The organism is Micromonospora sp. WMMD736 (assembly GCF_049179015.1).
Classification (GTDB): Bacteria; Actinomycetota; Actinomycetes; order Mycobacteriales; family Micromonosporaceae; genus Micromonospora.
Window position 1 is genome coordinate 2,576,636 of the sequence record NZ_JBMHMI010000001.1, and the last position, 20,424, is coordinate 2,597,059.

Below are 20,424 nucleotides of genomic sequence, written 5' to 3' on the forward strand. Positions count from 1 at the left end.
TACGACAGGTCAGCCCCGCACCACCAGCAGCGGCACGGTCAGCTCGGCGGCGGTGTCCGCGCCGTGGTACGCCACCAGCTTCGACGCCATCGGCGGCTCGGTGCGGCTGGCCAGGACGGCGTACGTGTCGTTGCAGGTCACCACCACGTCGCCGATCCGGCCCAGGTGCTCCTCGGGCACCGGCCCGAACCAGCCGGTGGCCACTACCTCCTCGCGGGTACGCACCCGGGCCGCGTCGCCGAGCACCGCCGACCAGGCGGCCACCACGTCGTCGACCGCGCCCGGCTCGGCGTGCAGGTAGCGCACCCGCGCCTCGCCGGCCACCACCCGCAGACCGTCGCGCAGCCGTGGATCGGTGTCCAGGTCGAAGCGGTGCGCGACGGGGATGTCGAGTTGCCCGTGGTCGGCGGTGACCAGCAGCGCCGCGTCCGACGGTAGCCCGTCGACCAGCCGGGCGAGCAGCAGGTCCACCTCGGCGGCGGCGCTTCGCCACGGCGCCGAGTCGACCCCGCTGAGGTGCCCGTGCCGGTCGAGGTCGGCGTGGTAGCCGGAGACCAGGGTCGGCCCGTCGCCGACGGACAGCGCGGCCAGCATGGTGGCGGCCACCTGATCCACGCCGACGGCGCCCCGGAAGTCGCCGCCCCGGTTGGCGGCCAGGGTCAACCCGCTGCCGCCGAACTCCGGCCGGCTCACCACCGTCGTCGTCACACCGGCGGCGCGGGCCCGTTGGAGCTGGGTGGGCACCGGCTGCCAGCGCAGCGGCGGCGGGTCGGCGGCCCAGTTGGTGTGGGTGAGCACCCGGTCGGTACCCGGCACGCGCACGGTGAAGCCGAGCACCCCGTGTGCGCCGGGCGCGACGCCGGTGCCCAGCGTCACCAGGCTCGTCGGGGTGGTGGACGGAAACCCGGCGACGAGCGGCCGACCCACCGTCGCGGTCAGCCCGGCGAGCGTCGGCGCGTACGGCGCGGCGGTCGGCACCTGGTACCAGCCGAGCCCGTCGACGAGCAGGACGGCGATCCGGCGTACCCCGGCCAGGGCGGACGTCAGCCCCAGCGGGTCGGGCGAGCCGGGCACGCCCAGCACGGCGAGCGCGCTGGGCAGCACGTCGGCGAGCCGTCCGCCGGCCCGGTCGGGCGCGAGGACCGCCAGCGGGTCGACACCGGTCACCGGACCACCGCCGACCGGCGTACCCCCGTCGGCGGGCAGGACCGGACCGGTCATGCCGGTCGGCGGGCGAACAGGTGCAGCTGGGCGGCCAGATCCCGGTAGGGGGGTTGGGCGGCCAGGGCCAGCTCCAGCTCGACCAGGGCTGCGGGCTGTCCGTCGGAGACGGCGGCCGGCAGCAGGTCGGCGAGCACGCGTACCCCGTGGATGTCCTCGACCTCCAGCCCGGCGGCGGTGAGCAACGCGACGGCCTCGGGGGCGTCGTAGCGGCGGCGCAGGGTGTCGCGCGGCCCGGCGCTGCCGGCTGAATCGGCGACCAACGCGGACGCGACGTCCAGGTGCCCGTTCATGGCGCGACCCAGCACGGCCGCCGCCCGGCCGGCCACCAGCACACTGGCCGCGCCGCCAGGGCGCAGCGCGGTGGCCAGCGCGGCGACCACCGGCGTCGGGTCGTCGACGACCTCCAGGACGGCGTGGCAGAGCACCAGGTCGACCCCGGCCGGCTCGACCAGCCCGGCGAGCGCGTCGCCGTCGCCCTGCACGGCGACCACCCGGTCGGCGACCCCGGCCTCGGCGGCCCGGCGGGTGAGCGCGGCGAGCGCGTCGGGGCTGGCGTCGACGACGGTGACGCGGTGCCCGGCCCGGGCCAGCGGGACGGCGAAGCCGCCGGTGCCGCCGCCGATGTCCAGCACGGTCAGCTCGGCGTCGCCGCGCCGGTCCAGCTCGGCGCGCAACACCGACCAGATCACGGCGGTACGGGGGGTCAGCGGCGGCGCGGCGAACCGGCCTCGGGTCTGCTCCACCCGGTCGAGCCTAGTGGTCAGGAGTCGGTGCCCTCGACCGCGTCCTCAGCCCGGGATCGACGCTCGTTGGCGACCGGCCCGTTCGTCACCTCGTACTCGCGGGGGTCGGTGAGGTGCGATGGCATCCAGCCGGCGCCCAGCCGGGTCCGTCGGACGTTGGCGATTCCGCCGCCGGTGTACGTGTGGTTACCCATCACTTGTCAGTCCCCCTCACGGATCACGGGCCGCTCTGCCCGCTCAGGACGAGTGTCCCGCTCCTGGGTGACGGAAACCGTAATGTGGATCACTGTTCAGCGGAAGTCGCGGGAGGCGGGACTGACCGGCGGCTCAATGGCGTCCAGCCGGTCGGCGACCAGGTTGGTCACCCCTTCGTGGCGTTGCAGCCGCCCCCGGACCACCAGCGCGGCGCTGGTGCGGGCCACCCGCCGGTAGCGCTGCCACAGCCCCGGTGAGCAGGTGACGTTCAGCATCCCGGTCTCGTCCTCCAGGTTGAGGAAGGTCACCCCGCCGGCGGTCGCCGGGCGCTGCCGGTGGGTGACGATGCCGCCGACCCGGATCCGCTGGCCCGGCTCCACCCGACCGAGCCGGGCGATCGGCACCGCGCCCAGCACGTCGAGCTGCCCCCGGATGAACCGGGCCGGATGGCTCTCCGGCGACAACCCGGTGGCCCACACGTCGGCGACCAGCCGATCCACCGCCTCCATGCCGGGCAGCATGGGCGCCGCCGCGCCGGTCACCGTGCCGGGCAGCCGGCCCGGTCGGTCCTGGGCCGCCGCACCGGCGGCCCACAGCGCCTCCCGCCGGGTCAGCCCGAAACAGGCGAAGGCGTCCGCGGTGGCAAGCGCCTCCAGCTGCGTGGCGGTCAGACCGACCCGCCGGGCCAGATCGGGCATGTCACGGTACGCCCCACCGGCCGTCCGCTCGGCCTCGATCCGCTCGGCCACGTCCGACCCGAGGGTACGGACGCTGGACAGCCCCAGCCGGACGGCCGGACCGCCCAGTCCCCAGGCGTGCGGCGGCTCCCCCGGCGCGCTGCCCCACCGGGTGTCCGGGGTGGATTCCAGCACCGCCAGGGCCCCGCTGGCGTTGATGTCCGGGCGGCGGACCTCCACCCCGTGCCGGCGGGCGTCGTCGACCAGGGTCTGCGGTGAGTAGAAGCCCATCGGTTGGGCGTTGAGCAGCGCCGCGAGGAACGGGGCCGGGTGGTAGCGCTTGAGCCACGAGCTGGCGTACACCAGGTAGGCGAAGCTCATCGCGTGGCTCTCCGGGAAGCCGTAGCTGGCGAACGCGGTGAGCTTGCGGTAGACGTCGTCGGCCAGCTCGCCGGTGATGCCCCGCTCGGCCATCCCGGCGTAGAGCCGGTCGGCGATGCGGGTCATCCGCTCGATCGACCGTTTCGCGCCCATCGCCCGACGCAGCTGGTCGGCCTCGGCCGCGTCGAAACCGGCCAGGTCGATGGCGAGCTGCATCAACTGTTCCTGGAACAGCGGCACCCCCAGGGTCTTCTCCAGCGCGTTACGCATCAGCGGGTGCGCGTACGTCACCGGCTCCTGACCGTTCTTACGCCGGATGAACGGGTGCACCGAGCCGCCCTGGATCGGGCCGGGGCGGATCAGCGCCACCTCGACCACCAGGTCGTAGAACTCGCGGGGCTTGAGCCGGGGCAGGGTGGCCATCTGGGCGCGGCTCTCCACCTGGAACACCCCGACCGAGTCGGCCCGGCAGAGCATGTCGTAGACCTCGGGATCGTCGAGCGTCATGTCGCCGAGGTCCAGCCTGGACCCGATCATGTCGTAGCCGTAGTGCAGCGCGGAGAGCATGCCCAGGCCGAGCAGGTCGAACTTCACCAGGCCCACGGCGGCGCAGTCGTCCTTGTCCCACTGCAGGACGCTGCGCCCGGGCATCCGCCCCCACTCCACCGGGCAGACCTCGATCACCGGCCGGTCGCAGATCACCATGCCACCGGAGTGGATGCCCAGGTGCCGGGGGAACGTCTGGAGCTCGTTGGCGTACTCCACCACCTGCTCCGGGATGCCCTCGACGTCGACGGTGGCGACCGAGCCCCACCTGTCGATCTGCTTGCTCCAGGCGTCCTGCTGACCGGGTGAGAAGCCGAACGCCTTGGCCACGTCCCGCACCGCCGACCGGGGCCGGTACGAGATGACGTTGGCGACCTGCGCGGCGTGCTCCCGGCCATAGCGGGTGTAGACGTGCTGGATCACCTCCTCCCGCCGGTCGGACTCGATGTCCACGTCGATGTCGGGCGGACCGTCCCGCTCCGGGGCGAGGAACCGCTCGAAGAGCAGCCGGTGCCGGACGGCGTCCACGTTGGTGATCCGCAGCGCGTAGCAGACCGCCGAGTTGGCCGCCGAACCCCGGCCCTGGCAGTAGATGTCCTGCTCGCGGCAGAACGAGACGATGTCGTAGACCACCAGGAAGTAACCGGGGAAGCCCAGCTCCTCGATCATGTTCAGCTCGTGGTCGAGTTGCGCGTACGCCGCCGGGTGCGCCTGCGGTGGCCCGTACCGCTCGTGTGCCCCGTCGGCGGTCAGCTTGCGCAGCCAACTCATCTCGGTGTGCCCCAGCGGCACCGGGTACGCCGGCAGCTGCGGCGCGACGAGTTGCAGGTCGAAGGCCAGCTCGGCGCCGAACTCGGCGGCCCGCGCCACCGCGCCCGGGTACGCGGCGAACCGGGCCGCCATCTCCGCGCCGCTGCGCAGGTGGGCGGTGGCCGCCGCGGGCAACCAGCCGTCGATCTCGTCCAGGCTGCGCCGGGCCCGCACCGCGGCGACCGTGGTGGCCAACCGCCGCCGACCGGGGCTGGCGTAGTGCACGTTGTTGCTGGCCACCGTCGGCAGCCCGGCAGCGGCGGCCAGTTCGGCGAGCGCGTCGTTGCGGTCGGCGTCGACCGGATGACCGTGGTCGGTCAACTCCACCGCCACCGTCTCCGCGCCGAAGAGCGCGGTCAACCGGTCCAGCTCGCGGGCCGCCGCGTCCACCCCCTCGGTGAGCAGCGCCCCCGGCACGTGCCCCTTGCGACAGCCGGTCAACACCAGCACGTGATCCTTCAGCTCGGCGGCGACCTCCTCCAGCTCCCCGTAGACCGGGCGGCCCTTCTCCCCACCCCGTAACTGAGCGCGGGCGATGGTGGTGGCCAGCCGGGCGTACCCCTCGTGGCCGTGCGCCAGCACCAGCAGGTGCGCGCCGCACGGGTCGGGTTCGCCGTTCTGCGGGCCGGGCAGCCCGAGGGACAGCTCCGCGCCGAAGATGGTCGGCAGGCCCAGCGCCCGGGCCGCCTCGGCGAACCGGACCACCCCGTAGAAGCCATCATGGTCGGTGACGGCCAACGCGGTGAGCCCCAGCCGGGCCGCCTCCTCGGCCAACTCCTCGGGGTGGCTCGCGCCGTCGAGGAAACTGAAGTTGGTGTGCGCGTGCAGCTCCGCGTAGGGCACCACGCCGTCGGGACGAGCCAGCTCCGGCGGCTCGTAGCGCTCGCGGTGGCGACTCCAGGCCGGTGAATCACCACCGTCGGCGTCCACGGCGAGCGGGTCGACAACGTGCAGGTGCCGCTCGGCGCGTGGCCGCCCGCCGCCGGCCCGGCCGGAGAGCACGCTCTCCAGCTCCGACCAGGGCATCTTCGGGTTGTGAAAGCTCATCCGACCGCTCCGACCGCGCTGGCCGCTCCGGCCAGCCTGGCGCTGACCGCGGTAGTCCGCCCGACGCTGGCCGGCACGGCGCTGGCCGGCACGGCGCTGGCCGGCACGACGCCGGCCGGCCGGGGGGTGGCGGCGGAAGTGAGCGGCCGCAGGGTGGTGAGCGGCCGCGCTGACGACGAGCACGACGGCGGTCGCTCCGCCAGCGGCGACAGGTGTGATGAGCGTGATGACTCAGAGGCATAAATATGCCTGTGAGTCATCACGCTCATCACGACATCTGCCCTCCGGCCAGCGCCGGACCCGCCAGCGCCGGACCGACCAACTCCGGACCCGTCGACACTGAGCCAGGCGACGCCGGACCAGGCGACGCCGGACCAAGCGACGCCGGACCAAGCGACGCCGGACCAAGCGACGCCGAGCCAGGTGATGTTGGTCAGGGGCCGACCTGACTCAGTCATAGATCGCCTCCACCAGCCACTGCCCCGACTCCACGGCGAGCAGCAGAGCGGCACCGTCGGCGAGGCTGACCTGGAACCGGGCCCGGCGGCGGGCCTCGGCCGGCGCCCACCAGCGCTCGTCCACCGGCCACGGTCCGGCCCAACCCACGATCTCCGCCGGCTGACCGGTACCGACCACCAGTCGGGCCGGTGGGGCGCTCACCGCCAACCGCGCGCTGATCACCACCGGCTCGCCAGCGGCGTCGTGCACGGTCGCGGCGAGTGGGCTGGGCAGCACCACGGCCGGCGCGGGCGGCGGCAGCCGACCCGGCCACGGCGGAACGCCCCCACCCCGACCGGCCGCGGGACCAGCACCGCCACCGCCACCAGCACCCATCCCCATGCCCGCGCCCATGCCCGCGCCCGCACCCGCGCCCATGCCCGCGCCCGCACCAGCACCCATCCCCATGCCCGCGCCTGTGCCGGTGTCCGCACCGGCACCGTCACCGGCACCCGTGTCCGCACCGGCACCCCTGCCCGCGCCGGCAACGGCCGGTGGGCCGGGTCGGGCCGGGAGCCGCTCGTCGCCCCACGGCACGAGGCGTACCTGGTCGGCCGGGGAACGCCCGCCACCGAGCACCGCCGTGACCACCGCTTCCGGGCCGAGGATGCCCTGTACGCGGCTCAACGCCCGGTGCGCCCGCTCCCGCTCCTCGCCGGTCTCCCCCCAGAGGCCGGCTTGCAGGCCGGCCTGGGCGACCACCCCGTCCGGGATCAGCCGCAGCCGGATGATGCCGGACGTCGGGCGGGCCGGACGGGCACCGGCGCGACCGTTGCTGCCGGAGAGCCAGCCGTCGAGCTGCCAACGCACCCGATCGGCGATGGCGGCAGCGGTGAGCAGGCCATCGTGCCGCCACACCCGGTGCAGCTCCTGCCCGTGCTCGGTAACCGCCTCGATGCCGAGGCGGGTGCAGGCCAGCCCGTACCCGGCGAGCCGGTCGTGCAACTGCTCGGCCAGGGCACGGGCGGCGAACGCCGCCGCGTCGACCCGGTCGAGCGGATCGTCGTACCCGGCGGTCACCGTCAGGTCGGCCGGCGGCTGCCGGACGGCGAGCGGGCGGTGGTCCCGGCCGGCGGCCAGCCGGTGGGCCAGCGCGCCGTCGAACCCGAATCGGGCCAGCACGTCGCCGGCCGGTAGCGCGGCGAAGTCACCGAGGGTCCGCACCCCCAGCCGGCGCAGCAGGTCGGCCAGCGCGGACCGACCGAGTGCCTCGACCGGCATCCCGGCCAGGAACTCCGGCGTCCCACCCGGCGCCACCACCCGACCGGTACGGGCGGCCAGCCCCGCGGCGAACACCCCGTCGGCGATGCCCACCTGACTCTCCACCAGACACGACTGGGCGACGTGCTCGATGAGCCGTTCGGCGGCCGCCTCCTCACCGCCGAGGTAGCGACTCGGGCCCCGGGCGGCAACCGCACAGGCACCCGGCCGGACCACCTCGACGCCCGCCACCAGCTCCTCCAACGCGGCGACCACCGGCTCGAACGCCCGGGCGTCCCGGCCGGGGTCGTAGTCCACGACGGTGAGCTGCGGGCAACGACCCTGCGCCTCCCGCTTGCGCAGCCCTCGGCGTACGCCTTCGGCGCGGGCCCGCTCGGAGCAGGCGACCACCCGGTTGGCGTGCAGTACGGCGACCGGGCCGGTGGCCGGTATCCCGTCGACGATCTCGGCGGCGAGCACCGGCCAGTCCGGGCACCACAGCAGCAGGGTCCGGGTCGGCGAGCCGGTCACCCCGACCCGACCAGGGCGAGCGGCCCGGACGGTCGGCCCACGGTCGACCGCACCGTGCGGGGAATGACACGGGTGAGCTCGGCGTCGGGGAGCCAGACCTTGATCTCCTTGGGGCGCGCGGCTGCTCCCCGCCCGCGCGCCGACACGGTGACCTCCCGGCGGCGCAGCCGCCCCCGCCCCTGGCCGAGCCCTTCCCAGACCCCGCGGACCACCTGCAGCGTCACGTCCGCGCCATCCCACCGGCCGTACGGGACGAGCACGCTGCCGCGCTGCCGGGCCCGGGCGGCCAGCCGGGTGGCGACCGAGGCGGAGACCGCGGCCGGTACGGCGGTGACCACGACGTCCACCCCGTCGATCAGCGCGGCGACCACGGTGGCCCACTCGGGACCCGGATTCGGCACCAGGGCGAGCCGGTCCAGAGAGATGCCCAGCTCGGCAGCCGCGCCCGCGCCGAACGTCGGCACTCCGACCACGGCACACCACGAGCCGGCCCGGGACGCCTCGGCCAGCAGTGCGAGCACCAGTGAGGTGCCCCCACTGCGGCGGGGCTGACCGACGGCGACGGCGATCGTGCTGCCCCGGCGTAGGCCCCGGTTGGGCAACAGGCCGGTCAGCTCGGGCGTCACCGGTAGCACGCGGTGGCCGCCCACCGGATCGGGCGCGCTCGCCGGGCGTACCAGATCGGCCAGCGCGGCGGAACCGACCACCATGCGGCCCGCCATTGGACCAACCCCCCGTCGTTGCTGTGGAACAGATCAGGCCGCACCGTGACGCCAGCCGCCCGGCTTCCCTTCCAGGCGGCCGGCGTCACGGCGGTCTCACGCCGCGAGGCCGTCCAGGGCTGGTTGGTGTGCCACGCCGAGCGCGGTCTCCACCACCGTGACGAACTGTTCGGCGGCGCGGAGCAGGTCATCGGCCTCCCGGGCGCTGACCACCCGGGGGATGCCAGCCTCGGCGGCGGCTCGCTTGCTGGCCCCGGCGGCGAAGAAGCGGGCCCACTCGTCGAGCTCGGGGGCGACGGCGCAGAGCAGGACCCAGACGCTGGTGATCCGGTTGCGCCGGCTGGGGGCGGGACGGGCCCGGGCGGCGAGCAGGGCGGCCGCCGCGCGCAGCGCCGCCAGGTGGGCCGCCGCGTAGCGCAGGCCGTCGGGTCGGGTCTGGCCGGCCTCGACCAGCCCACGACGGGCCAGGGTGAGGAGCTGGGCAGGGGTGCGGTGCGGCAGCACGTGCGCCGGCACCGTCGGCGCCTGAGCCGGGTTGGTCGGCATGGACTGTCTCCTCCACGTGGCCGGGGCGTCGCTCGGGGCGGTGGTGCCGCCGACGAGACGCCGAGGTCGGGTGGTGCGGAGGAAGACGCACCGGGCGGGTGGCCGGCCGGGTGTGGATGCTTCCCCACACCACACCCGGCCGGCGTACCGGCGGGTTCGTCGCCCGCCGCCCGGGGGTCGTGGGCGGCGGGCGACGCTCCTGCCTGATGGGACCGGGCTCGCGACTGCCCGGAAACCCAGGTGCGGCCCGCGGAGCCGCACCGGCCGGAACTGGCGCCGCGAAACACCGCGCTCCGGCTGGTTGGAACGAGCGTTCGAGACAATCGAACACTCGTTCTAACTGCTGCTGACAGTACACCTCCCCTCCGACGAAAATGCAACGTGTGACGCGCCAGGACTCGCCGTGACGTGTGCCGGGGTGAAGCGGCGCACACAGACCGGGAAGAATGACGGGATGCAGCCACACCCGAACGTACGGGCGGTGCAGGACGCGCTGGACGACGCCGACGCGCTCGACGACGCCGGTCAGCCCAGCACGGTCCGCCTCCTGCCCGACGCGGTGCACACCGCGGCAGCCGCCGCCGAGGCGCTCGGCGTCGAGGTGGGCCAGATCGCCAACTCGCTGATCTTCGACGCGGACGGCGCGCCGCTGCTCGTGCTCACCTCCGGCGCGCACCGGGTGGACACCGCCGGTCTGGCCGCGTCCATCGGCGTCACCCGGCTGCGTCGGGCCACCCCGGAGTTCGTCCGCGAGCACACCGGGCAGCCGATCGGCGGGGTCGCCCCGCTCGGGCACCCTCGGGCGCTGCGCACCCTGGTGGACACGGCGTTGGCGGCGTACCCGCAGATCTGGGCGGCGGGCGGCGTACCGCAGGCGGTCTTCCCCACCACCTACGCCGAACTGCTGCGCGTGACCGTCGGCACCCCGGCCGAGGTGGCGTGAGCGAGCGGAGCGAGCGAACCAGCCGGCACAGCAGCGCCGTACCGGAGCTGGTCACCCTGCACGTGTGGCGGATCCCGCGCGGCGCGCTGCCCCGGGCGCTGATGAGGATGGCGGTGGATCCGCGTCGGCTGCGCGCCCTGCCGGGCGTCCGGTTCGGCAAGCTGCTGGGCACGGGGACGGGCACCGGCTTCGGCCCGGGTGACGCCGACCTCACCAGGTGGGCGGCGCTGACCGTCTGGGACTCCCCCGCCGCGGCGGCCGGCTTCGACGACTCGCCGGTCGGGCGGGCCTGGGCGCGCATCGCCCGGGCGCAGGTCCGGGTCGACCTGCGCCCGCTGAGCAGCCGAGGCGAGTGGTCCGGCCAGCGGCCGTTCGGCGAACCGCCGGGTGGTCGGGTGGCCGGGCCGGTGTTGGCGTTGACGCGGGCCCGGCTGCGGGCACGTCGGGCGGCCACCTTCTGGCGGGCGGTCCCGCCGGTGGCGGCGGCCCTGCGCGACGCGCCGGGGCTGCTCGCCCGGTTCGGCGTGGGTGAGGCCCCGTTGGGCTGGCAGGGGACGGTCAGCGTGTGGCGCGACCCGACGGACCTGGTGGCGTTCGCGTACCGTCACCCGGAGCATCGGGCGGCGATCATGCGAACCCCCACCGCGGGCTGGTACGCCGAGGAGCTGTTCGCCCGGTTCGAGGTACGCGACGTGGTCGGCGACCGGACGGTCCTCGGGTGGGTCGCCGACGACGACCAGGCGACAGTGAAGGGTGGACAGGCATGAGGTTGGTGCGCTGGACGCCGGACGATCTCGTCCGACGACTGGACGACGTGGTGGCCGTCTACGGCGAGGCGATGGGGTACCGCACCGACCTGTTGGAGGCCCGGCGCGGCTACATCGCCACCCACGTCCGCCGGCCGGGTTTCCGGGCCGTGGCCAGCCTGACCAGCGAGGGCCACCTCGCCGGCTTCGGGTACGGCTATCTGGGCGGCGCCGGCCAGTGGTGGCACGACCAGGTGCACCGGGCGCTGGACGGCCCGACCCGCAAGCGTTGGCTCACCCACTGCTTCGAGGTGGTCGAGCTGCACGTCCGCCCGCCCGCGCAGGGGCACGGCCTGGGCGCCGGCCAGTTGCGGGCGCTGCTCACGATGGCCGAGGGCGACACCACGCTGCTGTCCACCCCGGAGGCGGAGGAGCAGACCTCGCGGGCCTGGCGGCTGTACCGGCGTTTCGGCTTCGTCGACGTGCTGCGCGACTTCCACTTCCCCGGTGACGAGCGGCCGTTCGGCGTACTCGGTCGGGACCTGCCGCTCGATCCCCCGGCGTCATGACCCGACGGATCTCCTGGACGCTGCTCGGCGTCCTGGTGTTCGCCCAGATCTGCTACCCGCTGACCACCGGCGCGACCCGGGCCGGGCTGACCGTGGCCACCGTCGTGCTCGGCTGGCTGCTCTCGGTCGGCCACGCGCTGCTCAGTCGGGGCCCCCGGGTGGCGGCGGCGTTGGTCGCGGTGGCCACCGGCGGTGGGTTCGCGATCGAGGCGATCGGGGTGGCCACCGGTGTGCCGTTCGGCAGCTACGACTACTCGGGCGAGTTGGGTCCCAAGCTGGCCGGGGTGCCGTTGATCATCCCGTTGGCGTGGACCTGGATGGCCTGGCCGGCCTGGTTGGCCGCGGTTCGCCTGACCGGCGGCGACCGCGCCCCGACCGGCGACGGCAGGGGCTCGACCGTCGGACGGTGGGTGGGCAGGATCGCGTTGGCCACGGTGGGCCTGGCCGCCTGGGACCTCTTCCTCGACCCGCAGATGGTCGCCGAGGGCTACTGGGTCTGGCGCGACGCCACCCCCGCGTTGCCCGGCCTGACCGGCATCCCGGTCAGCAACTACCTGGGCTGGCTGCTCTTCGCGGTGCTGATGATGAGCGCGCTGCGCCCGCTGGCCGGTCCGGCCGTCGAACGCACCGACGCCGGGGACCACCCGATGGTCGCGCTCTACCTGTGGACGTACTTCTCCAGCATCCTGGCCCACGCCGTCTTCCTGGACCTGCCCGCCTCGGCGCTCTGGGGCGCCGCTGGCATGGGGGTCACCGCCGTGCCGCTGGCCGTGACGCTGCTGCGCGCCCGCCGGGGCGGCGAGACCCGCCAGGAGGATCACCGGCCGGACCGCACCGGCGTCGACGCGAACCGATGACCGTCCTGTCCGTCCTGCTGGTCGCCGTCGCCGCGCTGACCGCGCACACCTGGGTCAACGCCACCCGCTGGCTGCGCCGGCCCACCGACGCGCCGGGCGAGGTCGGTGAGCCGGTGGCCGTGCTGCTGCCGCTGCGCGACGAGGCCACCCGGGTCACGCCCTGCCTGCGCGCGCTGCTCGCCCAGCGCGGCGTACCCGGGCTGCGCGTCGTGGTCCTCGACGACGGCTCCACCGACGGCACCGCCGACGTGGTCCGCGCCGTGGCCGGCGACGACCCCCGGGTCACGGTGCTCACCGGCATCGCCCCGCCGCCGGGCTGGCTGGGCAAGCCGCACGCCTGCTGGCAGCTCGCCACCCGGGCCGCCCCGGAGGCCAGCACGCTGGTCTTCGTCGACGCCGACGTGGTGCTCGCCCCGCACGCCGTGGCAGCGGCCGTCACCGAGCTGCGCGCCGCCCGCGCGACGTTGCTGTCGCCGTACCCCCGGATCGTGGTGTCGACGGCGGCCGACCGGCTGGTCCAGCCGTTGTTGCAGTGGCTCTGGCTGACCTTCCTGCCGCTGCGGGCGATGGAGCGCTCGCCGCGGCCGTCGCTGGCCGCGGCGGGCGGGCAGTTCCTGGTGGTGGACCGGGCCGGCTACACCGCCGCCGGTGGGCACGCCGCGGTCGCCGACAAGATCCTGGAGGACGTCGAACTGGCTCGCGCCGTCAAGCGGGCCGGCGGGCGGATCGCCCTGGCCGACGGCTCGCGGCTGGCCAGCTGCCGGATGTACGACGACTGGCCGCAACTGCGCGACGGGTACTCGAAGTCGCTGTGGGCGTCGTTCGGGCACCCCGGCGCGGCGGCGGCCGTCGTGGCGGCGCTGCTGCTGCTCTACACCGCCCCACCACTGGTGGCGCTGGGGTTCGCCTGGACAGCTCCCCGGGTGTCGATGGTTGCGCTCATCGCATACCTGCTGGGCGTGGTCGGACGGGTGCTCACCGCCCGCGCGACCGGCGGCCGGTGGTGGCCCGACGCGCTCGCACACCCCGTGTCGGTCGTGGTCCTCGGCTGGTTGACCCTGCGGTCGTACCATCTGCGGAAGCGACGCCGCCTCACCTGGCGGGGCCGTCCGGTCAGCTAGGGAGGGCACGGCATGGCGCGGATCGTGGTCGTCGGCGCCGGGGTAGGTGGCCTCGCCACCGCCGCCCGGCTGGCCGCCACCGGGCACCAGGTGACCGTCTTCGAGGCCGCCGACACGGTCGGTGGCAAGCTCGGCCGGTACGCGCACGACACCCCGGCCGGTCCGTTCCACTTCGACACCGGGCCGAGCCTGCTCACGCTGCCCGAGGTCTTCCACGACCTGTTCGAGGCGACCGGGGCGAAGCTCGACGAGTACCTGGACCTGGTCCCGCTGGACCCGATCGTCCGGCACGTCTTTCCCGGTGGCGGCCCGACCCTGGACTCGTGCGCCGACCCGGCGGAGTTCGCCGCGCGGATCGGGGCCGCCCTCGGTGACCGGGCGGCGGCCGACTGGCAACGGCTGTGGCGCCGGGCCGCGCGGGTGTGGGAGGCGTCCTCGCGGGACATCCTGCGCCGTACCGTCGACTCCCCCCGCGACCTCGCGTCGCTGGCCTGGCGGCTGGGCGACCTGGCCGCCATCGCGCCGGGCCGCACCCTGCGCGGCCTGGGCCGCCGGCACCTGTCCGACCCGCGACTGCGGATGCTGCTGGACCGGTACGCCACCTACACCGGCGCCGACCCACGCCGGGCGCCGGCGGCGCTGGTCGCGGTCCCCTACGCCGAGCTGGCCTTCGGCGGCTGGTACCTGCGCGGCGGGCTGGGCACGCTCGCCGACGCCCTGCTGACCCGTTGCCTGGACCTGGGCGTGGTCGTGCAGACCGACACCCGGGTCACCCGGATCGACGCGACCGGCGGCCGGGTGCACGGGGTACGCCTCGCCGGGGTCGCCGCGCCGGTGCCCGCCGACGTGGTGGTGGCCAACGTGGACGCCCTCACCGTCTACCGTGACCTGCTGCCGCACCCGCGCCGGCTGGCCGGCCTGACCGACCGCAGCCTCGCCGGTTTCGTGCTGCTGCTCGGCGTCTCCGGCAGCACCGGGCTGGCCCACCACAACGTCTTCTTCCCGCGCGACTACGACGCCGAGTTCGACGCGGTCTTCGGCGACCCCGGTCGTGGCGTACGGGCCCGGCCGGCGGCCGACCCGACCGTGTTCGTCACCGTGGCGGACGACCCGATGGTCCGTCCGGCCGGGCACGAGGCGTGGTTCGTGCTGGTCAACGCCGCCCGGCAGGGCACCGCCGGCGGGGCGGTCGACTGGCGACGCCCGGGGCTCGCCGACGCGTACGCCGACCGGATCCTGGAGGTGCTGGCCGAGCGCGGCGTGGACGTGCGGGACCGGCTGCTGTTCCGCGAGGTCCGCACTCCGGCCGACCTGGACACCGCGACCGGGGCACCGGGCGGCACGATCTACGGCACCGCCGGCGGTCTGCTCCGCCCGGCCAACCGGGGCCCGGCGCACGGGCTGTGGCTGGTGGGCGGCTCCAGCCACCCCGGCGGCGGCCTGCCGATGGTGACCCTCTCCGCGCAGATCGTCGCCGAGGAGATCGGCCCCGCCTGGTAACCGGGTGGGCCGCTGCTCCGCCGACGTGGTCGCTCGACCGGCGTGGTCGCTCAGCCGGCGTCGAGGAGCGCGCGGCGGACGGTGGAGAGCAACTGCCCCAGCCCGAAGCCGGCGAGCAGCACCCAGACCGCGGTCGCCATGGTGATGGTGCCGGCGGCCAGGTCCGGCTCGATCAGACCGGCCAGCCCGGCGACCACCAGACCCGCCAGCGCGACCGAGACCCGGGTGGGTCGCTCGCCGACGGTCACCGCGCCGATCTCGCGCATGCCGGCCAGGGCCGCGCGGGCCCGGACGTACTCGTGCAGCCAGGACAGCGCGCCGGCCGCGACGACCAGCCCGCCCGGCGCGCCGACCAGCCAGAACGCCAGCAGCCAGGCCACCTCGCCGAGCCGGTCGGCCAGCGAGTCGTAGACGTAGCCGAGCCGGGTGGTGCGGTCGGTGGCGACGGCCACGGCGCCGTCCACACTGTCGGCCACGGCGGCGAACAGCACGAACAACGCGCCGAGGAACGGGCCGTCGCCCGGCCGGGTCGCCAGCAACGGTACGCAGAAGCAGAGCAGCACCCCGACGACGGTGACCGGGGTGGGGCCGACCCGCAGCCGGCCCAGCACGTACCCGACGTGGTAGGCGAACCGCAGCCAGGCGCGTACCACCGGCGCGGCGACCCGCGGGTCGAACCCGCCGTGCAGTCGCGCCCACGCCGTGGCGTACTGGTCCCAGTTCAGCTGTGTGCCCACCTGGGGATCAACCGTCGTGCCGGGCATCAGGTGTCGCCGACTCCGCGTTCACACCCGCGCGCCGGCCTTGAGGTTCTGCCAGACCTCCCGCGTAGCGGTGGACCGGTTGAGGGTGATGAAGTGGATTCCGGGGACGCCCTCGTCCAGCAGCCGACGGCACATCTCGCTGGCCTGCTCGATGCCGAGCTGGCGCACCGCCTCCGGATCGTCGGCCACCCGCTCGAAACGCGCCGCCAGCGCGGGCGGGAAGGGCGCCCCGGAGAGCTGCACGGACCGCTCGATGGTGCCGATCTGGGTCACCGGCATCACCCCGGCCAGGATCGGGGTGGCGCAGCCGGCGGCGGCCACCCGGTCACGCAGGCGCAGGTAGTCGTCGGCCTCGAAGAACATCTGGGTGATCGCGAACTCGGCGCCGGCCCGGCACTTGCGGACGAACTGCGCGGTGTCGCTGGCCACGTCGGGTGAGCGGGGGTGCTTGTACGGGAAGGCCGCCACGCCCACGCTGAAGTCACCGGAGTCGCGGACCAGCCGGACCAGGTCCTCGGCGTAGTCGACGCCCTCGGGGTGCCGGACCCACTCGCCGCCCGGGTTGCCGGGCGGGTCGCCGCGGACGGCCAGCACGTTACGTACTCCCACGCCGGCGAGCCGCCCGACGACGTGTCGCAGCTCGGCCACGGAGTGGTTGACGGCGGTCAGGTGGGCCATCGGCAGCAGGGTGGTGTCGGTGGCGATCCGCTCCGTCACCGCCACGGTGGTGTCCCTGGTCGAACCGCCCGCACCGTAGGTGATCGACACGAACGACGGACGCAGCGACTCCAGCTCGCGGATCGCCTGCCAGAGCAGCCGCTCCCCGGCCTCGGTCTTGGGCGGGAAGAACTCGAACGAGAACGTCGGCTGATGGTCACGGATGAGCGCCCCGATCGCCGGCTGCGGATTGGGGAGTACCGAGGGAAGACCGAGCGCCACGACCCGACTCTAGCGGGCGACGCCATCGGGACCCAGGAGCTTCCCACCGTCGTACGCGAGTCGGTCGATCCCGGTTCTGGGACGCGGCCAGGCGGTCCGTAGCGGACTCCACGAATTCGGGTCGGATAAACAGCGAACGTCTGGCGATGGCATCACCTTTGCTGTCGAGCTGGTAGCAGTCGATCCAGCACCAACCATCGTAGGTGACCCGGTCGAGCCTTCTGATGACCCGAACGGTTATCGGGATCATGAACTGAACGCTGACCTTCCGATCAAGCCGCAGGACGTCACCGGACTTCACGGCTGCTTCCTTGCCCGCCAGAGCTTCAGGGTCAGGCCAGCGGCTCTGAGCTTTGGACAGCCATCCTGCCGGCAGCGTGGGCACGTCTTGCGGATGTGCAGATCCACTATGAAACCGGCCATGATCACGGGGAACGGTGGCTCCGGCCTGATCTCCTCAAGCATCATGGCGGCCGTCCCGCCGGTTGCGGCGCTTCCAAGCTGGCCGTGCGCTGGTGGGATCGTCCTGCTTCCGTGGCGGCGTAGAAGGGTCGCAGGCCACGGGCTGATCGGCCGAGCGCTCGACGACGTCGATCGACTCGTCAGGACGTTGGAACCATTTCCATCGACGCATGAGCTGCCTCCCGAGACTCCTTGGGTGGCCGACACGCAGTGCCTACCCCTAGATCACTCAGCGTGCCGGCCACACTGCAACCGTGATCCTGTCTAGGCAACCTGTCCAGACAGGTAATGTCGTGTCATGGCGAACAAGCGGTCGGGAAGATCCGGAGTACGGTGACGGGCGTGCCTACCCCGCACCCACAGCCGCCGCGCTACCGGCAGGTTGCTGACGAGCTACGCCACCGGATCGAGGCCGGCGCGATCGCCCCCGGCTCCTTGCTGCCCAGTGAATCGACCTTGATGGCCGAGTTCGCAGTCGCGCGCGGGACTGTTCGTGAAGCGCTGGCACTGCTGCGGGCAGAGGGCTTGGTGATGACAGAGGTTGGACGAGGCACCTACGCCCGTCCGATCATGCCCGTGCGTCGACTCGCCTCCGAGAGGTACCGCAAGGAACTGGAGCAGGTTCGCAGCGGCGAGCTTGGCACGTCCTTCACTGCCGATCAGCAGGTGGAGTGGTCTGCCTACAGCCTCGACAGGAGCTTCTCCGAGGTGCCGGCTACCGAGCCCGTGGCCGAGCTGTTCGGGGTGGAACAGGGGACGATGCTGCTGGAGCGCCATTTCCTGTTCCGTACTCACGGTGTGCCGCAACAGATGTCCGTCTCGTCGCTGCTACTCGACATGGTCGCCGGCACCCCGGTAGCCGACCCGGATAACGAGCCCTGGCCAGGTGGCAACACGTCGCAGCTCTACAGCCTCGGGCACACCATCACCGGCATCCGTGAGCGGCCGAGATGGAGGATGCCGACGCCGGATGAGGTTGAGGCTCTACAAATCCCTGGCGGCGTTCACGTCGTGGTGATCACTCGACAGACGTATGTCGGTGAGCGCGTGGTCGAGGTGGCGCACATCGTTAGGCGTGCGGATCTGGTGGATCTGGACTACTGGATCGACCTCACCTGAACCGATTCCGCTCCTGAGCTGAGGCAATTTCGAACCGGATCGGGCGGGCAAAGTCGTCGTACCCCGGGGGTAGGAATGGGGGGCGCGGAAGGGGCGGTGGGGGCGGCCGGTTCCGGCGTGGGGGTCACGCAGCCGAGGTGCGCCCGGCCCGTCGCGTGGGCGGGCGGCACCGCGTCGACCCGCCGGGAGGACCCATGACCTCGCCCGCTCCGCCGTACCGCACGCAGCTCGGGCCACTGCTGGTCCGGCACCGGCTGGCCCGGGGGTGGAGTCAACGGCGGACCGCCGCCGAGTTGTGCGCCGCGGCGGGCGTCGCGACGTTGAGCCGTCACGAGGTGTCCCGGTGGGAGCGGCAGCGACGCGTACCCGGTGGGTTCTGGCTCGGTTGGCTCGCCGTCGTGCTGGACGTACCGCCGATGGTGCTCGCCGAGGCGGCCGCGCGCACCCGGCGGACCGGCCCGCCCGCGGCCGGTGGGTCGGGCCGGCGCGGCGCGACGGCTGTGCGGCCGGCCGGGCGGGCAGGGGGCCGTGCCGGCCCACGGCCCGGCGGGACTACGCGTGGCGGTGGGGCGCGGGCCGCGGCGAACCGCTAGCGTCGTGGCGTGACCCATGCTGCTCCCGTGTCCCCCGTCGACCGCGCCGGCCTGCGGCAGCGGGTCGACGAGGCGCTCACCGAGTTCCTGGCCGGCCAGCGGGCCCGCTTGACCCTCGTCGACCAGGCCCTCGTTCCGGTGGCGGAGGCCATCGAGGCGTTCGTGCTCGGTGGCGGCAAGCGCCTGCGCCCGGCGTTCGCGTACTGGGGATTCCGGGGCGCCGGCGGGGTGGACGGCGACGAGGTGCTCACCGCGCTTGCGGCGTTGGAGTTCGTGCAGGCCAGCGCCCTCATTCACGACGATCTGATGGATCGTTCCGACACCCGGCGGGGCGAGCCGGCGGTGCACCGACGGTTCGCCAGCCGGCACCGGGCGGCCGGCTGGGGTGGCGACGCGGACGGGTTCGGCGACGCCGCCGCGATCCTGCTCGGCGACCTGTGCCTGGTGTGGTCCGACGAACTGCTGCACTCCGCCGGCCTGGACCTGCGGGCGCTGGCCCGGGCCCGGCCGGTCTTCGACGAGATGCGCACCGAGGTCACCGTCGGGCAGTACCTCGACGTGTTGACCCAGGCCACCGGGGACACCTCGTTGGAGCGGGCCGGCAAGGTGGCCCGCTACAAGTCGGCGAAGTACACCGTCGAGCGTCCGCTGTTGCTCGGTGCCGCGCTGGCCGACGCGGGCGAGGAGGTCCGGACGACCTATTCGGCGTACGGGTTGCCGTTGGGTGAGGCGTTCCAGCTCCGCGACGACGTGTTGGGGGTCTTCGGCGACCCGGCGCAGACCGGCAAACCGGCCGGGGACGACCTGCGCGAGGGTAAGCGCACCTATCTGGTGGCGGCGGCCGTGGAGACCACCGACGACGCGGGCCGGGAGCTGCTGCTCGGTCAGCTCGGCAACCCGGACTTGGACGAGCAGGGTGTGGCCCGCCTGCGCGAGCTGATCCAGGCGAGCGGGGCGCTGACCCGCACCGAGCAGCGCATCGTGACGCTCACCGACACGGCTCTGGCCGCCCTGACGGCCGTAGACCTGGACACCGAAGCCCGCCAGGCCCTGGTAGACCTGGCCATAGCGGCAACCCGCCGCTCCGACTAACCCCCTGCCCTCCCCGTCCCTCCCCACCCTTCCGCCGCGTTGATCATGAAGTTATTGCCTGCCGGCGCGGCGTGTCGCAGCAATAACTTCATGATCAACGGGGATGGGCGTGCGCGGCGGGAGACGGGGGGACGGGGCGGGGTGCGGGATCAGAAGCCCAGGGCTTGGGCGCGGCGTTTGACCTCGCGGGCCTGATCGCCGGAGAGGGCCGCGGCGGGCGTGTTGCCGGGCAGCGTGTCGTCCCGCTCGTAGAGCCAGCGCAGGGCCGCCTCGTCGTCGTAGCCGTTGTCGGCCAGCAGGTTGAGCACACCGGGCAGGTGCTTGAGGACTGTCGCGTTGGTCACCAGGTCCGCGGGTATCCGGCGGACGCCGTCGCGGCGGACCGCCAACAGCTCCCGGTCGCGGATCATCTGATGGACCTTGCTGATCGACACGTCGAGCCGCTCGGCGACGTCGGGCAGGGTGAGCCAGCCGGACGGGTCGGTGGGGCCGGCGAGCTCGGGGTCGGGTACGGATTCGGTCACCCGATCACCCTGCCACGTCGTCGCCAGCGGGAGCCATCGGCACCCCACCCGTACCGCCGGTGAGCAGCGGATCAG

20 protein-coding genes are annotated in these 20,424 nt (G+C 74.0%); 10 read left to right on the top strand and 10 right to left on the bottom strand.

The annotated features are described in order from the left end of the window. Positions 1-9: 9 nt before the first annotated feature. The 4 genes from ACN269_RS10875 to ACN269_RS10890 form a co-directional block, all read right to left on the bottom strand. Positions 10-1,221 (bottom strand): alkaline phosphatase family protein, encoded by a 1,212-nt coding sequence (locus tag ACN269_RS10875; RefSeq protein ID WP_421472329.1) that lies wholly within the window; start codon positions 1,219-1,221, stop codon positions 10-12. Continuing rightward, positions 1,218-1,988 carry a methyltransferase domain-containing protein gene (locus ACN269_RS10880; protein WP_421476278.1) on the bottom strand — a complete coding sequence of 257 codons (771 nt, stop codon included), beginning with the start codon at positions 1,986-1,988 and terminating at the stop codon, positions 1,218-1,220. The genes ACN269_RS10875 and ACN269_RS10880 overlap by 4 nt, the downstream gene beginning before the upstream one ends. Then, positions 1,985-2,164, bottom strand: a complete 180-nt coding sequence (locus ACN269_RS10885) for a hypothetical protein (protein ID WP_421472330.1) — start codon at positions 2,162-2,164, stop codon at positions 1,985-1,987. Before ACN269_RS10885 ends, ACN269_RS10880 begins: the two co-directional genes overlap by 4 nt. Before the next feature lie 93 nt (positions 2,165-2,257). Continuing rightward, positions 2,258-5,623 (bottom strand): error-prone DNA polymerase, encoded by a 3,366-nt coding sequence (locus tag ACN269_RS10890; protein WP_421472331.1) that lies wholly within the window; start codon positions 5,621-5,623, stop codon positions 2,258-2,260. Between ACN269_RS10890 and ACN269_RS10895 the strand changes: the two genes are divergently transcribed. Then, positions 5,612-5,866: a hypothetical protein gene (locus ACN269_RS10895; protein WP_421472332.1), complete on the top strand. Its 255-nt coding sequence runs from the start codon at positions 5,612-5,614 to the stop codon at positions 5,864-5,866. The genes ACN269_RS10890 and ACN269_RS10895 overlap by 12 nt on opposite strands. A 207-nt stretch (positions 5,867-6,073) precedes the next feature. Here the strand turns inward: ACN269_RS10895 and ACN269_RS10900 are convergent, their stop codons facing one another. The 3 genes from ACN269_RS10900 to ACN269_RS10910 all read right to left on the bottom strand — a co-directional run bounded on the left by ACN269_RS10900 (position 6,074) and on the right by ACN269_RS10910 (position 9,120). Beyond that, positions 6,074-7,852 (bottom strand): DNA polymerase Y family protein, encoded by a 1,779-nt coding sequence (locus ACN269_RS10900; protein WP_421472333.1) that lies wholly within the window; start codon positions 7,850-7,852, stop codon positions 6,074-6,076. After that, on the bottom strand, positions 7,849-8,574 hold the full coding sequence (locus ACN269_RS10905; protein WP_421472334.1) for a hypothetical protein: 726 nt from the start codon (positions 8,572-8,574) through the stop codon (positions 7,849-7,851). Before ACN269_RS10905 ends, ACN269_RS10900 begins: the two co-directional genes overlap by 4 nt. 96 nt (positions 8,575-8,670) lie before the next feature. Then, positions 8,671-9,120 (bottom strand): SAV_6107 family HEPN domain-containing protein, encoded by a 450-nt coding sequence (locus tag ACN269_RS10910; RefSeq protein WP_234589090.1) that lies wholly within the window; start codon positions 9,118-9,120, stop codon positions 8,671-8,673. 454 nt (positions 9,121-9,574) lie between these two features. On the opposite strand from ACN269_RS10910, the gene ACN269_RS10915 reads away from it, so the two are divergent. The 6 genes from ACN269_RS10915 (at position 9,575) to ACN269_RS10940 (ending at position 14,856) form a co-directional block, all read left to right on the top strand. Continuing rightward, positions 9,575-10,063, top strand: a complete 489-nt coding sequence (locus ACN269_RS10915) for a YbaK/EbsC family protein (protein WP_421472335.1) — start codon at positions 9,575-9,577, stop codon at positions 10,061-10,063. A gap of 101 nt (positions 10,064-10,164) precedes the next feature. Then, the gene (locus tag ACN269_RS10920; RefSeq protein WP_421476280.1) at positions 10,165-10,830 is read left to right on the top strand and encodes a monooxygenase; all 666 of its coding nucleotides are present in this window, start codon (positions 10,165-10,167) and stop codon (positions 10,828-10,830) included. Continuing rightward, positions 10,827-11,378 (top strand): GNAT family N-acetyltransferase, encoded by a 552-nt coding sequence (locus ACN269_RS10925; protein WP_421472336.1) that lies wholly within the window; start codon positions 10,827-10,829, stop codon positions 11,376-11,378. Before ACN269_RS10920 ends, ACN269_RS10925 begins: the two co-directional genes overlap by 4 nt. Next, positions 11,375-12,235, top strand: a complete 861-nt coding sequence (locus ACN269_RS10930; protein WP_421472337.1) for a carotenoid biosynthesis protein — start codon at positions 11,375-11,377, stop codon at positions 12,233-12,235. The genes ACN269_RS10925 and ACN269_RS10930 overlap by 4 nt, the downstream gene beginning before the upstream one ends. Beyond that, a complete protein-coding gene (locus tag ACN269_RS10935) occupies positions 12,232-13,356 on the top strand; it encodes a glycosyltransferase (protein WP_421472338.1) in 1,125 nt (374 codons plus the stop codon). Before ACN269_RS10930 ends, ACN269_RS10935 begins: the two co-directional genes overlap by 4 nt. A 12-nt stretch (positions 13,357-13,368) precedes the next feature. Then, complete coding sequence (locus tag ACN269_RS10940) at positions 13,369-14,856, top strand: phytoene desaturase family protein (protein WP_421472339.1); 1,488 nt, start codon at positions 13,369-13,371, stop codon at positions 14,854-14,856. Positions 14,857-14,906: 50 nt separating this feature from the next. Here ACN269_RS10940 and ACN269_RS10945 read toward each other — a convergent pair whose 3' ends face one another. Both ACN269_RS10945 and metF read right to left on the bottom strand, forming a co-directional pair. After that, complete coding sequence (locus ACN269_RS10945; RefSeq protein ID WP_421472340.1) at positions 14,907-15,620, bottom strand: CDP-alcohol phosphatidyltransferase family protein; 714 nt, start codon at positions 15,618-15,620, stop codon at positions 14,907-14,909. A 21-nt stretch (positions 15,621-15,641) separates the two neighbouring features. After that, the gene (gene metF / locus ACN269_RS10950) at positions 15,642-16,559 is read right to left on the bottom strand and encodes a methylenetetrahydrofolate reductase [NAD(P)H] (protein ID WP_421472341.1); all 918 of its coding nucleotides are present in this window, start codon (positions 16,557-16,559) and stop codon (positions 15,642-15,644) included. Positions 16,560-17,363: 804 nt separating this feature from the next. Here metF and ACN269_RS10955 point away from each other — a divergent pair. The 3 genes from ACN269_RS10955 to ACN269_RS10965 all read left to right on the top strand — a co-directional run bounded on the left by ACN269_RS10955 (position 17,364) and on the right by ACN269_RS10965 (position 19,825). Continuing rightward, the gene (locus tag ACN269_RS10955; protein ID WP_421472342.1) at positions 17,364-18,140 is read left to right on the top strand and encodes a GntR family transcriptional regulator; all 777 of its coding nucleotides are present in this window, start codon (positions 17,364-17,366) and stop codon (positions 18,138-18,140) included. A gap of 194 nt (positions 18,141-18,334) precedes the next feature. Beyond that, a complete protein-coding gene (locus ACN269_RS10960) occupies positions 18,335-18,733 on the top strand; it encodes a helix-turn-helix domain-containing protein (RefSeq protein ID WP_421472343.1) in 399 nt (132 codons plus the stop codon). 9 nt (positions 18,734-18,742) lie between these two features. After that, on the top strand, positions 18,743-19,825 hold the full coding sequence (locus ACN269_RS10965) for a polyprenyl synthetase family protein (protein ID WP_421472344.1): 1,083 nt from the start codon (positions 18,743-18,745) through the stop codon (positions 19,823-19,825). Between the two features lie 149 nt (positions 19,826-19,974). Here ACN269_RS10965 and ACN269_RS10970 read toward each other — a convergent pair whose 3' ends face one another. Continuing rightward, positions 19,975-20,349, bottom strand: coding sequence for an Rv2175c family DNA-binding protein (locus ACN269_RS10970; protein ID WP_421472345.1), 375 nt, complete (start codon positions 20,347-20,349; stop codon positions 19,975-19,977). Positions 20,350-20,424: the final 75 nt, after the last annotated feature.